Annotated in this window: 12 protein-coding genes; 3 read left to right on the top strand and 9 right to left on the bottom strand. The window is 54.8% G+C overall.

The features are described from left to right. The first annotated feature begins 5 nt into the window (after positions 1–5). The 3 genes from ACQKE4_RS14025 to ACQKE4_RS14015 all read left to right on the top strand — a co-directional run bounded on the left by ACQKE4_RS14025 (position 6) and on the right by ACQKE4_RS14015 (position 1,947). Positions 6–551: a DUF924 family protein gene (locus ACQKE4_RS14025; RefSeq protein ID WP_427389031.1), complete on the top strand. Its 546-nt coding sequence runs from the start codon at positions 6–8 to the stop codon at positions 549–551. Positions 552–599: 48 nt separating this feature from the next. Further along, complete coding sequence (rluF, locus tag ACQKE4_RS14020) at positions 600–1,637, top strand: 23S rRNA pseudouridine(2604) synthase RluF (protein WP_427389030.1); 1,038 nt, start codon at positions 600–602, stop codon at positions 1,635–1,637. An 88-nt stretch (positions 1,638–1,725) separates the two neighbouring features. Beyond that, positions 1,726–1,947, top strand: a complete 222-nt coding sequence (locus ACQKE4_RS14015) for a DUF1294 domain-containing protein (protein WP_427389029.1) — start codon at positions 1,726–1,728, stop codon at positions 1,945–1,947. 13 nt (positions 1,948–1,960) lie between these two features. Here the strand turns inward: ACQKE4_RS14015 and ACQKE4_RS14010 are convergent, their stop codons facing one another. From ACQKE4_RS14010 to ACQKE4_RS13970, 9 genes are all read right to left on the bottom strand, one after another. Further along, entirely contained in the window at positions 1,961–2,539 is a 579-nt protein-coding gene (locus tag ACQKE4_RS14010; RefSeq protein WP_427389028.1) for a hypothetical protein, read from the bottom strand. A 45-nt stretch (positions 2,540–2,584) separates the two neighbouring features. After that, positions 2,585–3,409: a class I SAM-dependent methyltransferase gene (locus ACQKE4_RS14005; RefSeq protein WP_427389027.1), complete on the bottom strand. Its 825-nt coding sequence runs from the start codon at positions 3,407–3,409 to the stop codon at positions 2,585–2,587. Positions 3,410–3,412: 3 nt separating this feature from the next. Next, positions 3,413–5,116: an AMP-binding protein gene (locus tag ACQKE4_RS14000; protein WP_427389026.1), complete on the bottom strand. Its 1,704-nt coding sequence runs from the start codon at positions 5,114–5,116 to the stop codon at positions 3,413–3,415. Positions 5,117–5,179: 63 nt separating this feature from the next. Then, complete coding sequence (locus ACQKE4_RS13995; protein ID WP_427389025.1) at positions 5,180–6,097, bottom strand: hydroxymethylglutaryl-CoA lyase; 918 nt, start codon at positions 6,095–6,097, stop codon at positions 5,180–5,182. 14 nt (positions 6,098–6,111) lie between these two features. Next, on the bottom strand, positions 6,112–8,190 hold the full coding sequence (locus ACQKE4_RS13990; protein WP_427389024.1) for an acetyl/propionyl/methylcrotonyl-CoA carboxylase subunit alpha: 2,079 nt from the start codon (positions 8,188–8,190) through the stop codon (positions 6,112–6,114). Beyond that, positions 8,187–9,011: an enoyl-CoA hydratase/isomerase family protein gene (locus tag ACQKE4_RS13985; RefSeq protein WP_427389023.1), complete on the bottom strand. Its 825-nt coding sequence runs from the start codon at positions 9,009–9,011 to the stop codon at positions 8,187–8,189. The genes ACQKE4_RS13990 and ACQKE4_RS13985 overlap by 4 nt, the downstream gene beginning before the upstream one ends. 12 nt (positions 9,012–9,023) lie before the next feature. Next, on the bottom strand, positions 9,024–10,631 hold the full coding sequence (locus tag ACQKE4_RS13980) for a carboxyl transferase domain-containing protein (protein ID WP_427389022.1): 1,608 nt from the start codon (positions 10,629–10,631) through the stop codon (positions 9,024–9,026). A gap of 22 nt (positions 10,632–10,653) precedes the next feature. Then, complete coding sequence (locus ACQKE4_RS13975; RefSeq protein ID WP_427389021.1) at positions 10,654–11,823, bottom strand: isovaleryl-CoA dehydrogenase; 1,170 nt, start codon at positions 11,821–11,823, stop codon at positions 10,654–10,656. A gap of 92 nt (positions 11,824–11,915) precedes the next feature. Next, a complete protein-coding gene (locus tag ACQKE4_RS13970) occupies positions 11,916–12,368 on the bottom strand; it encodes a MerR family transcriptional regulator (protein ID WP_427389020.1) in 453 nt (150 codons plus the stop codon). Positions 12,369–12,498 lie beyond the last annotated feature (130 nt).

Genomic DNA, 12,498 nt, shown 5'->3' with positions numbered 1-12,498 from the left:
CGTCAATGAACTCAGATGCTCAAGCAGTACTCGATTTTTGGTTTGAGGAGTTGACGCCTGCTCAGTGGTTTAAAAAAGACCTTGAGATGGATCGCTCAATTTTAGAGCAGTTTGGCACCCTTCATACCAGGGCTGCTCAGTGTGAGTGTTACGCTTGGCGGCTAACAGCGAAAGGGCGGCTTGCGGAAATCATTGTGCTGGATCAGTTCTCGCGCAATATCTACCGTGATGATGCCCGTGCATTTGCGACCGATCCCTTAGCCTTGGCACTGGCGCAAGAGGCGGTTGCCAGCGGTGCTGATGCAGAGCTGAGCAGCGAACAACGGGTGTTTCTGTATATGCCCTATATGCACAGTGAATCTGCGATGATTCATGATGTAGCGATGCAGCTATTTGACCAGCCAGGGTTAGAGAATAACCTCGACTTTGAAGTGCGCCATAAAGCGATTATTGATCGTTTTGGGCGATACCCGCATCGTAATGCAGTGCTGGGGCGAGCTTCCAGCGAAGAAGAAAAAACGTTTCTACAGCAGCCCGGCTCGTCGTTTTAAACCCTTTTAACGGTTTGTTTATTTCTTCCTTTAGCTACATGGCGTGTTATGTCGTTACGAAAATCTACCCGTATTAATAAGTACATCAGCGAAAGTGGGATGTGCTCTCGCCGTGAAGCAGACCGCTTTGTAGAGCAGGGCAACGTGTGGATTAATGGACGCCGTGCTACCACAGGCGACCAGGTGGTGGCAGGGGACTTGGTTAAAGTTAACGGTCAGGAGATTGAGCCTCAGGAAGAGGAGGATCTGATTCTGATTGCGCTGAATAAACCGGTGGGGATTGTGAGCACCACCGAGTCCAGCGAGAAAGACAACATTGTAGAGTTTGTAAAACATGGGGCACGTATTTTCCCCATCGGCCGGCTTGATAAAGACTCCCAAGGGCTGATTTTTTTAACCAATAATGGCGATTTGGTTAATAAGATTCTGCGCGCCAATAACAATCATGAAAAAGAGTACCAGGTGACGGTGAACAAGCCGATCACTGACGAATTTATTGATGGTATGCAGAGCGGCGTGCCGATTCTCGGCAAGATAACCAAGCGCTGTAAGGTGCAGAAAGAGTCCACCTTTGTCTTCACTATTACCTTGGTACAGGGGTTAAATCGCCAGATTCGGCGTATGTGCGAATATTTTGACTATGAAGTGACTCAACTGATTCGCACGCGGATTATGAATGTGTCGCTCAAAGGCCTGGCGCTAGGTGATTGGCGCGATCTGACGCCTAAAGAGATCGATACCATCATCTCACTTACCGAAAGCTCACAGGTTGCGCCAGAGAAGAAGAGAAGCAAACTCGAAAGGCCTAACTATAGCGGTGGGGCTGGCACGGGAAAGGGTAACCAGCCAGCCGCCAATGGGCGCTCAAAACCAGCAAAAGCGGGCGCCAAAGCCGCGGGTGCTAAAGCTCTTCCGAAGGGTAAAAAAGCCGCCAGTGGAAAAGTCAGCACCGGCCCGAAAGCCAGTGCCGGTAAACCGCATCCCAAGGGCAAAGCCCCCGGCAAGTCCGGCGCTAGAGGTAATCCAGTGGGTAAAGACCGTGGTAAGCCAGCGGCGGGCGGCAAGCCTTCCCAGCGGCGCAAATAGCATTCAGCACCTTATCCTTCAAGAGTTTCCACTGTGATTCCAATCGTCGCTTTTTACGTTGTGGTTAGCGTTATCGCTTACATTACTTATGCCATCGACAAAAAAAGCGGCGATTAAAAACCGCCGCCGGGTAAGCGAGAAGTCGTTACATCTGCTTGGGGTGTTGGGTGGCTGGCCGGGCGCGCTACTGGCCCAGCAGCGGCTGCGGCATAAAACCCGCAAAACATCTTTTCAGTTGATTTTTTGGATCACGGTGGCGCTTAATTTAGCCGGTCTATGGGGTGGAGTGGCCTATTTGCTAGAGCTTTGAAAAAGGTTAGCTATTAAAACGGCATATGCAGTGAAGCGCTTAACATATTGAGGTGGCTGAGAGTGGGAGCATCGATACGTTCATACTCAAAGCGGCTAACCAAGCGGTTGATGGTCATGGTTGCTCCAAAACCTTGTAGCAGTGCGGTTCCGCTTTCGTCTGCATTGTCTGCATAGCTTTCGCCGCGCCATTCGGTGATGCCGGATTTCGCATAGACGCTGAAAGCACCCATGCGAACACCGGCAACAATGGCACCGCCCAAACTCAGCGTATCCATTACCAGCGGATTAATAGTGTAAGAGAGGGGGACTTCTTCGCTTTCGCGATAAGCAATTTCAGCGCCGATATCGACTTGAGGTAGCCGCCAAGGACTAAAGCCTGCCGTTAGTCTGAAACCACTGGTGTAAGTATCGATACTACTGAGATCGCTGCCTTCTAAAATAACGCCATTATCAAGCTGCATGAGTTCACTGTCGGGGGAGGTGTAAGCCATCACCGGCGGGTTATCATTGGCATAGCTAGCGTTAGCATAACTGCTAAACAATGGCGCTGAACAGCAGAGCAGGGTACCTGCCAAACGTTTTATTGGCATTCCTCGTACACCTATCAGTAGGGTAAAAATGCATGTCTATTCAGACTAGCAACTGACTTGGATTTCCACCACTTTAATTGCGCCCTGGGCCAGATTATCCACCAAGTTTTTTCCCATCGTTAGGAAACGTTCGCCAAAGACCCACTGCGGAGATAGCACCGCTTGACGTGGTGTCTGCTCTTTTTGGCGCTGGCGCTGGCGCCATTCAAGGGCGGTATGAGTCCAATCTTCGACGTGCTCAAGGGTAAAACCATTTACCTCAAGCAACTGTTTTAATCCCATTAGGGTAAGTAAGTGGGAATGCTCAGCGGAGGCTGCCCATGGCACCGGATAGCGAAGCTGTGCCACATTGGGTCCACTCACCACTTCGTGCATGACGATTTGGCCACCGGCGCGGAGCACTCGGCGACTTTCAGCGAGCACCTTGCTGGCATCGGGCATATTTAACAGGCTATGTTGAAACAGCACGGCATCAAAGCTGTTATTGGCAAATGGCAGGGCGCACGCGTCACCCGTTACCCAGGCAAGCGGTGGCGCATTAGGCTGGTCAACTCGCGAGCTAAGCGCTCTGTTTAACGCGCTGAATCCAGGGGTAATATCCAGCCCGGTCATCTGAAAACCAAGCGCAGCGCCCTGGCGCATCAACCCACCCAGCCCAGCGCCAATATCCAGTACCTTCAAATGCGTTGTAGGGTCTAGGCGTTCAAGCAAACGCGCCGATGCCGCCACGCCACCAATATGCAACTGATCTAAGGGAGCCAGTTGATGCAGCGTGGGGCCAGCGGGGTAGTGGGCATCAATTTGCGCCAGCACCTCATCAGCGCGCAGGGCGCGCTGATAGTGATCTGCTAAAGGGTTGGAGGGGATCATCGCTTACGATTCTTGATCCAAACCCAGCTCTTGAATCGAAATTTCGCGCATCTTGAATTTCTGAATCTTGCCGGTAACGGTCATCGGGAATTCGTCAACGAACTTGAAATAGCGTGGAATTTTGAAGTGGGTGATCTTGCCTTTGCAGTACTCGCGCAGCTCTTCGCCCGTCACTTCGCCCGCGGTGCTGTTGAGTTTTACCCAGGCGATCAGCTCTTCGCCGTACTTCTTATCCGGCACGCCAGTGACCTGTACCTCAGAAATCGCAGGGTGAGCGTAAAGAAACTCCTCAATCTCCTTGGGATAGACGTTCTCGCCGCCGCGAATCACCATATCTTTGATGCGGCCCACGATCTGGATATAGCCCTCTTCATCCATGGTGGCCAGGTCGCCGGTATGCATCCAGCCTGATTCGTCGATGGCTTCGGCGGTGGCTTTGTCATTATTCCAGTACTTCAGCATCACGCTGTAGCCGCGAGTACACAGCTCGCCAATTTCACCACGGGGCAGGATGCCGCCGTTGCCGGGGTCGACAATTTTATTTTCCAGATGAGGCTGGGTGCGGCCCACGGTGGAAACCCGTTTCTCAATGCTGTCGTTGGCGCCAGTTTGGGTAGAAACCGGACTTGTTTCGGTCATGCCGTAGGCGATCTGTACGCCCTTCATGTTCATCTTGTTGATGACTTGCTTCATGATCTCCGCAGGGCAGATGGAACCCGCCATAATGCCGGTGCGCAGAGAAGAGAGGTCGGTGCTGGGAAAATCAGGGTGATCCAACTCGGCGATAAACATGGTCGGTACGCCGTAAAGCGCGGTGGCTTTTTGTTCGTGTACTGCCTTGAGCACTTTGCCAGGGTCAAAGCCTTCATCCGGGTAAATCATGGTGGCGCCGTGGGTGATGCAGCCCAGGTTACCCATCACCATGCCAAAGCAGTGGTAAAGCGGCACTGGAATCACCAAGCGATCTTCGCTGGTAAAGCCCATGCTCTCCGCCACAAAAAAGCCGTTATTGAGAATGTTGTGGTGGGAGAGCGTTGCGCCTTTGGGAAAGCCTGTAGTGCCTGAGGTGTACTGGATATTAATGGCGTCATCAAACTGCAGCGTCGCCTGGAGATCGTCAACATCGGTTTGGCTGACCTTGTTAGCCTCGCCCATTAAGTCAGACCAGCGCCACATGCCGCTGAGCTTTTCGCTGCTTAAATTAATAATGCATTCAAGGTCAGGCAGCTTTTGCGATTTTAGCTCGCCTTCGGTGCAGGCGTTCAGTTCTGGTGCCAATTCATACAACATGGCGCTGTAGTCGGAGCTTTTGAAGCTGTTGGCGGTGACCAAGAAGCGCGCGCCGGATTGATTAAGCGCGTACTCCAATTCGTGGGTGCGGTAAGAAGGGTTAATGTTGACCAGGATGGCGCCAATTTTGGCAGTGGCAAACTGGGTTAGCGTCCATTCGCTGCAGTTGGGCGCCCAGATGGCGACACGGTCGCCCTTGTTAACCCCAATGGAGAGCAGGGCGCGGGCACAGCGGTTAACCTCTTCCTGAAGCTGGCGATAGCTCCAGTGGATATTTTGATGCAGCACAATGAGCGCATCGTTATCGGCATACTGAGTGGCGATTTGGTCGAATTTGTCGCCAATGGTCATACCCAGCAGCGGCTTGTCCGCCATGCTGCTTGAGTAACTAGGTGCAGTGAGTGCTGGTGAAGACATGTTGAGACTCTCCGGTATTTTTTCTTATCTGAACGGGAAGGCAGAGAATAGTTAGCTGCTTTTTTAGTTTTTATTTTCAAGCGCTGATGCTTTTGCCAGGGCAACTTTTGAGCTGGGCTTGCGGCCTAGTTCATGGGTGATCCAGAAGCCGGTATCAATCACGGCTTGCAGATTAATGCCCGTTTCAATGCCTAGCCCTTCAAGCAGATAGAGCACATCTTCGGTGGCCACATTGCCTGAAGCGCCTTTGGCATAGGGGCAGCCGCCCAGGCCTGCTGTCGCCGCATCAATCACACTGATGCCTTCCTCCATCACCGCATACAGGTTAGCCAGCGCCATGCCGTAGGTGTCGTGGAAGTGTGCTGCCAAGAGCTCAATCGGTACGTGTTGGCGAGTGGCCTCAATCATACGCTTAGCGGCCAGTGGCGTGCCGACGCCGATGGTATCGCCTAGAGACACCTCATAGCAGCCCATGTCATAAAGTGCCTTAGCCACTTCGGCCACCTTGCTGGGAGCAATCTCGCCTTCGTAGGGGCAACCCAATACACAAGAGACGTAGCCGCGTACCCGCACGCCAGTATCCCGGGCACGATCAAGCACTGGCTCAAAGCGGGTCAGCGATTCAGCAATCGAGCAGTTAATGTTCTTCTGCGAGAATGCTTCTGACGCGGCGCCAAATACCGCCACCTCTTCCACGCCAACCGTAAGGGCATTTTCCAGCCCTTTCAGGTTGGGGGTCAGCGCGGAATAAACCACGCCGGGCCTGCGCTTAATACCAGCCATGACCTCAAGTGCATCGCCCATTTGCGGCACCCATTTGGGCGACACGAAACTGGCCGCTTCAATATGGGTGATACCCGCGTTGGCAAGCCGCTCAATTAGGGCAATTTTGGTCGCGGTAGGCACGATGGCCCCCGGCTCGTTTTGCAGGCCATCGCGAGGGGCCATTTCAAACAGCTTAACGGACGTAGGCAATGACATAAAAAAGCTAGCTCCTATTCGTTGGCCGCAAAGTCGAGTAAAACCGCGCCCTGACTAACCGTATCACCTGCCTGGAAGTGGAAGGTCTCGACGCTGCCATCTGCAGGGGCGGTCATGGTGTGCTCCATTTTCATTGCTTCCATCACCATCAGCGGCATGCCTTTCTCAACCGCCACGCCGGGCTCGACTAGCAATGCAACCATGGTGCCGTTCATAGGTGCGGTCAGCGTGGATTCCGCCTCGTGGTGACCGTGGTCGATGGCGTCGATACGCCGCCAGAATAGGCGAGTTTCACCGCTTGGGTCAGCCATGACGACTACATGTCCATCGCGGCGCGCTTGCAGGCGGCGGCGGTGGCCGTTTAGGGTGACGGCGACTGCATCACCGGTCAGCGGTTGCAGGCTCGCAGTGAGGGTGTCATCGCCAATGGTAAGGTTCCACAGTGACTCGCCCGCGTTGCGTTTACCTTCAACGATCACTACCGCGTCATCGCTATCAGAGGCTTGGACGTTCGCAGGATCGCAGAGCGCAATGCGAATAGTGTGGGGCGCATTCAGGCGGAAGCCGTCGTGGCGGTCCCAAGGTGAATCACTTTCGCACTCTTGGGCAAGCTGATGAAGGCCGATTAGCGCAGCACTGGCGTAGGCCTCCATGCTGTAGGTACGAGGCGCAAATAGCGTGGCTTCATTACGCTCAATAAAGCGCGTATCCAGCTCAACGTTTTTAAAACCGGGATGCGTTGCTAAGCGCATCAAGAAAGCGCGGTTGGTCACAACGCCCTGTACGTCCAAGGCCGCCAAGGCACGGTTAAGGGTCGCCAGCGCCGCATCACGGTCGGAACCATGAACAATCAGCTTGGCGAGCATAGGGTCGTAGTGCATCGACACCGCATCGCCACTCTCTACGCCACTGTCTAGGCGTACTTGGTCCTGATTTTCAAAAGAGCTTAAGCCCGCGCCTTCTAAATCCAGCGCAAAGCGGGTGAGCAGGCCGGTGGCGGGTAGGAAATCCTGATCCGGATCTTCGGCGTAAATACGCGCTTCAAAGCTGTGACCGGTAATCGTCAGCTCTTCTTGGCTGCAAGGAAGTGGTTCGCCCATGGCAACGCGTAGCTGCCACTCGACCAAGTCCTGGCCGGTGATCATCTCGGTCACCGGATGCTCGACCTGAAGACGGGTGTTCATCTCCATAAAGTAGAACGAGCCATCCTGCCCTGGTGAACCGTCTAAAAGGAACTCGACAGTACCCGCGCCTACATAGCCAATCTCTTGGGCAGCGCGCACGGCGGCATCGCCCATTGCACTGCGTAGTTCCGCCGTCATGCCGGGGGCGGGGGCTTCTTCAATGACTTTTTGATGGCGGCGCTGAACGCTGCAATCCCGCTCGAACAGGTAAACGCCGTTGCCGTGACGGTCGCAGAACACCTGCACTTCCACATGGCGTGGCTGTACCAAGTACTTTTCGATCAGCATGCGGTCATCGCCGAACGCAGCTTTGGATTCACGGCGGCAGCCATCTAACGCAGCCTGAAAACCATCACCTGATTCGACAACCCGCATACCTTTGCCACCGCCGCCCGCGCTGGCTTTGAGCATCACCGGGTAGCCGATCTTGTCGGCCTCACTGCGCAGCAGGGCATCGTCTTGATCGTCGTCGTGATAGCCTGGCACCAGCGGCACGCCGGCATTGGCCATGCGCGCTTTAGCAGCGGATTTATCACCCATGGCGGCAATCGCCGAGGCTGGCGGGCCGACAAAGGTAATACCTGCTTCTTCAAGGGCTTTAACGAAGCTGCCATTTTCGGAGAGAAAGCCGTAGCCGGGGTGAATTGCACCGGTGCCGGTGCGCTTGGCGGCGTCGATAACAGCATCAATATTAAGGTAGCTTTCCCGCGCAGCGGCAGGGCCTAAACGCACGGCTTCATCGGCTTCACGTACGTGGCGGGCCGTGGCATCGGCATCGGAGTAAACTGCGACAGTTTTCAGACCCATGCGGCGCGCAGTGCGCATTACCCGGCAGGCGATTTCACCGCGGTTGGCGACCAGAAGCGTGTCAAAAGGCGTCGTGCGAGCGGCTTTTTCGTGTTTTTTCATGAGCGACGCTCCGAAGCGTGGGGGGTGTTATTAGAATCGGCCCAGACGGGGCGGCGCTTTTCAAAGAAACTGGATAAACCCTCCTGGCCCTCTTGGCTTACCCGCAGCTTGGCGATCACCTGGCAGGTATGCTCGCGGGTGTCGTCACTGTCAGGTACTTGAGCAACCGTGGCCATCAGTGCCTTGGTGGCGCGCTGAGCCTGGGGTGAGCCTGCGAGCAGCGTCGTCAGCATGGTATCAACAGCAGTGTCTAACGCTTCGTGCTCAACCACTTGATGGGTCAAACCGAGATTGAGTGCTGTTTCGGCATCCATCACTTCGGCTGTTAACGCATAGCGGCGCATCTGACGCTCGCCCAGTGCGCGCTGCACGTAGGGGCTGATGACCGCGGGCGATAAGCCTATTTTGACTTCCGATAGGCAGAATTTAGCTTTTTCAGAAGCGACGACCACATCGCAACAGGCGGCAAGACCCACCGCACCGCCAAAGGCGGCGCCTTGAACGCGGCAAACCGTGGGACAGGGTAGGGTATCTAGGCCGTGCATGAGTGCGGCGAGCTTGCGAGAGTCAGCGAGGTTATCCTCCAGGTCGTAATCGACCATACGCTTCATCCAGTTTAGATCAGCACCTGCGGAGAAGCTTTTGCCTTCGGAACCCAGCACCAACACACGCACATCACCCGCTTCAGCAAGGGTGTGTAGCTGGTCTAAGTGTGCGTTCAGTTCAGCGATCAGGCTGTCGTCAAAGGCGTTATGTACGTCGGGGCGGTTTAAGGTCAGGCGCGCCACGCCCTCTTCTATCATCAGTGTTGAGTAAGCCATGGTGATTGCCCCTTACATCCGGAACACGCCGAAGCGTGTCTCTTCGACTTCAGCATTCATCGCAGCCGCTAGAGAGAGCCCGAGCACATCGCGGGTTTGCAGCGGATCAATCACACCATCGTCCCATAAGCGAGCGCTGGCATAATAGGGGTGACCCTGATGCTCATACTGCTCGCGAGTGGGCTGTTTAAAGGCTTCTTCTTCCTCTTTGCTCCACTCGCGGCCTTCGCGTTCATGCTGCTCGCGCTTAACCTGGGCCAGAACGCCCGCAGCCTGCTCACCACCCATCACCGAAATGCGCGCGTTGGGCCACATAAACAGCAGATTGGGGTCGTAAGCCCGTCCACACATACCGTAGTTGCCAGCGCCGAAGCTGCCGCCAATCAGTACGGTGTACTTGGGAACTTTGGCGCAGGCCACGGCAGTGACCAATTTGGCGCCGTGCTTGGCAATGCCTTCGTGTTCGTACTTGGAACCCACCATAAAGCCGGTAATGTTCTGTAGGAAAATCAGCGGAATCTTGCGCTGGGCGCATAGCTCAATAAAGTGCGCGCCTTTTACAGCACTTTCCGAAAACAGCACGCCGTTGTTGGCCACGATCCCCACTGGGAAGCCGTGAATATGCGCAAAGCCGGTAACCAGCGTTTCGCCGTAATAGCGTTTGAATTCGTCAAAATCGGAGTCATCGACGATACGGCCAATCACTTCGCGCACGTCGTAGGGCTTTTTCAGATCGGTACCGACAATGCCGTATAGCTCAGCAGGATCTAGCTTGGGTGGCTTGGGTGCCTGCATGGCGAGCTTGCCGCGTTTTTGCCAGTTCAGCCGCGACACACAGGCGCGGGCCAGCTGCAGCGCATGGGCGTCATTTTCCGCATAGTGGTCGGCGACACCGCTTATCTTGGCGTGAACATCGGCACCGCCCAGGTCTTCAGCGCTAATGCTCTCACCGGTGGCGGCTTTTACCAAGGGCGGGCCACCGAGGAAAATCGTGCCCTGCTCTTTAACAATGATCGACTCGTCTGCCATGGCAGGCACATAAGCACCGCCAGCGGTACAGGAACCCATCACCACGGCAATTTGTGGAATGCCTTCGGCCGACATGGTCGCCTGGTTATAGAAGATGCGCCCGAAGTGGTCGCGATCAGGGAACACTTCATCCTGGCAGGGCAGGAAAGCACCGCCGGAATCGACTAAATAGATGCACGGCAGGCGATGCTTGCGGGCGATCTCCTGAGCGCGAATATGTTTTTTCACCGTGAGCGGGAAGTAGGTGCCGCCTTTAACGGTGGCATCATTGGCCACGATCACGCACTCGACGCCGGAAACCCGGCCAATACCGGTCACCACACCCGCCGCAGGGATCTCACTGTCGTAAATGTTGTGGGCCGCAAGGGCGGAAAACTCTAGAAACGGCGAGCCTTCATCAATCAAATGATCGATGCGGTCACGCACAAACAGTTTGCCGCGGCTTTCGTGGCGCTCGCGAGCTTTGCTACCGCCACCTTGTGCGACGGCGGCGGTCAGCTCACGCAGTTTTTTGACTTCACCCAGCATGGAGGCTTCGTTGGCTTGAAACACATCGCTGCGGGGATTAATTTGGCTATTCACAGTGCTCATGGCGCGACCCTTATGACGTTTGTTACTTGCTTTCGTTAAAGAGTTCGCGGCCAATCAACATCCGCCGAATCTCACTGGTGCCCGCGCCAATTTCATACAGCTTGGCGTCGCGCAGCAGGCGTCCTGTGGGGTACTCGTTGATATAACCGTTGCCGCCGAGTAGCTGAATGGAATCTAGTGCCACTTGGGTAGCCTTCTCGGCGCAGTAAAGAATCACCCCGGCGGCATCTTTGCGGGAGGCTTGGCCGCGGTCGCAGGCCGCCGCCACTGCGTATAAGTAGGCGCGGCAGGCGTTCAGGGTGGTGTACATATCGGCCACTTTGCCCTGTACCAGCTGGAACTCACCAATCGACTGATTGAACTGCTTACGCTCATGGATATAGGGCATCACCACGTCCATGGCGGCCTGCATAATGCCGATGGGGCCTGCAGCAAGTACGGTGCGCTCGTAATCCAAACCGCTCATCAGTACTCGTACACCCTTGCCTTCTTCACCGAGGATATTCTCAACGGGAACGGCGCAGTCCTGAAATACCAGCTCGCAGGTGTTGGAGCCACGCATACCAAGCTTGTCGAGCTTCTGAGCGGTGGAGAAACCGGGCATGTCTTTTTCGATAATAAACGCAGTAATGCCTTTGGAGCCGGCCTCAGGATCAGTTTTGGCGTACACCACTAGCACATCCGCATCCGGGCCGTTGGTGATCCACATCTTGTTGCCATTAAGAATGTAGCGATCACCGTCTCGCTTGGCGCGCAGCTGCATAGAGACCACATCGGAACCGGCTCCGGGTTCTGACATTGCCAGTGCACCCACATGGTCACCGCTCATCAGCTTGGGCAAATATTTGGCTTTCTGTTCGGCGGAAGCGTTAATCTTCAACTGATTCACACAAAGGTTGGAGTGAGCGCCGTAAGAGAGCGCGACCGATGCGCTGGCCCGCGAGATCTCCTCCATGGCGATACAGTGGGCGAGATAGCCCATGCCGCTACCGCCATCCTCTTCAGAAACCGTGATACCTAGCAGTCCCATGTCGCCGAACTTTTTCCATAACTCGTTGGGGAATTCGTTGTTGCGGTCAATCTCCGCAGCACGGGGGGCAATCTCGCTGGCAGCAAAGGCGTTGACCTGCTCGCGCAGCATGTTCAGTTCGTCATCAAGACCGAAGTTGAGTTCTGAGTAGTGTGAAAACATGGTCAATCACCTGTTGTTAATTGTATGGCTAATTTATGTTGACTGGCTGCGTCGGCGAGTCGAGCTGGCGGCACCTATGACCAAGCGCCGAATTAGTGCATTGCGGCGGAAGAGGGAGAGGCTGCTTGATCGGTAGCGCCCGCTCGCTCTTCTTCGTTTTGTTTTTCGTGCAGCTCTTCTAACGCTTGTCGGCAGCGAATCTCGGCGCTTTCTAGCTCTAGCTGCACCATCGTGATGTCTTTCATTTGCTGGTCGAGTGCGGCACGGCGCTCGCCTATTTTGCTGAGCATTAAATGCAGCTGTTTTTTGCTACCGCTGCGGGTTTCATCCCAGAGCTCGAATAGCTCGCGAATCTCAGCCAGTGAAAACCCCAACCGCTTACCGCGAATAGTCAGTTTTAGGCGTACCCGGTCTTTACTGCTGTAAACCCTTGTTTGCCCGCGACGAGTAGGGTGGAGCAACTCCTGGTCTTCGTAGAAGCGGATGCTGCGGGTGGTTAAGTCAAACTCGCTGGCCAGTTCGCTGATCGAGTACGTTTTGCTCATGGTCGACATTCTCTGAAAGAAGGAGTTGTTCCTATAGAACACTGCCACTGAGGCTAAAACAAGTTTACGTTAACGTAAAGCAATAGTTGCTAGCTGTTGAAATGCGTTGAATTGCTGTAACCTACTGATA

The sequence above is a fragment of the Halomonas sp. NPDC076908 genome (assembly GCF_050269715.1).
Lineage (GTDB): Bacteria > Pseudomonadota > Gammaproteobacteria > Pseudomonadales > Halomonadaceae > Vreelandella.
This window is presented reverse-complemented; position numbering and strand designations above follow the sequence as displayed.

Excerpts from the sequence above, each read along its gene's own strand:
- ACQKE4_RS14025 (WP_427389031.1), top strand. The coding sequence starts at position 6 with ATGAACTCAGATGCTCAAGCAGTACTCGATTTTTGGTTTGAGGAGTTG.
- rluF (WP_427389030.1), top strand. The coding sequence starts at position 600 with ATGTCGTTACGAAAATCTACCCGTATTAATAAGTACATCAGCGAAAGT.
- ACQKE4_RS14015 (WP_427389029.1), top strand. The coding sequence starts at position 1,726 with ATGCCATCGACAAAAAAAGCGGCGATTAAAAACCGCCGCCGGGTAAGC.
- ACQKE4_RS14010 (WP_427389028.1), bottom strand. The coding sequence starts at position 2,539 with ATGCCAATAAAACGTTTGGCAGGTACCCTGCTCTGCTGTTCAGCGCCA.
- ACQKE4_RS14005 (WP_427389027.1), bottom strand. The coding sequence starts at position 3,409 with ATGATCCCCTCCAACCCTTTAGCAGATCACTATCAGCGCGCCCTGCGC.
- ACQKE4_RS14000 (WP_427389026.1), bottom strand. The coding sequence starts at position 5,116 with ATGTCTTCACCAGCACTCACTGCACCTAGTTACTCAAGCAGCATGGCG.
- ACQKE4_RS13995 (WP_427389025.1), bottom strand. The coding sequence starts at position 6,097 with ATGTCATTGCCTACGTCCGTTAAGCTGTTTGAAATGGCCCCTCGCGAT.
- ACQKE4_RS13990 (WP_427389024.1), bottom strand. The coding sequence starts at position 8,190 with ATGAAAAAACACGAAAAAGCCGCTCGCACGACGCCTTTTGACACGCTT.
- ACQKE4_RS13985 (WP_427389023.1), bottom strand. The coding sequence starts at position 9,011 with ATGGCTTACTCAACACTGATGATAGAAGAGGGCGTGGCGCGCCTGACC.
- ACQKE4_RS13980 (WP_427389022.1), bottom strand. The coding sequence starts at position 10,631 with ATGAGCACTGTGAATAGCCAAATTAATCCCCGCAGCGATGTGTTTCAA.
- ACQKE4_RS13975 (WP_427389021.1), bottom strand. The coding sequence starts at position 11,823 with ATGTTTTCACACTACTCAGAACTCAACTTCGGTCTTGATGACGAACTG.
- ACQKE4_RS13970 (WP_427389020.1), bottom strand. The coding sequence starts at position 12,368 with ATGAGCAAAACGTACTCGATCAGCGAACTGGCCAGCGAGTTTGACTTA.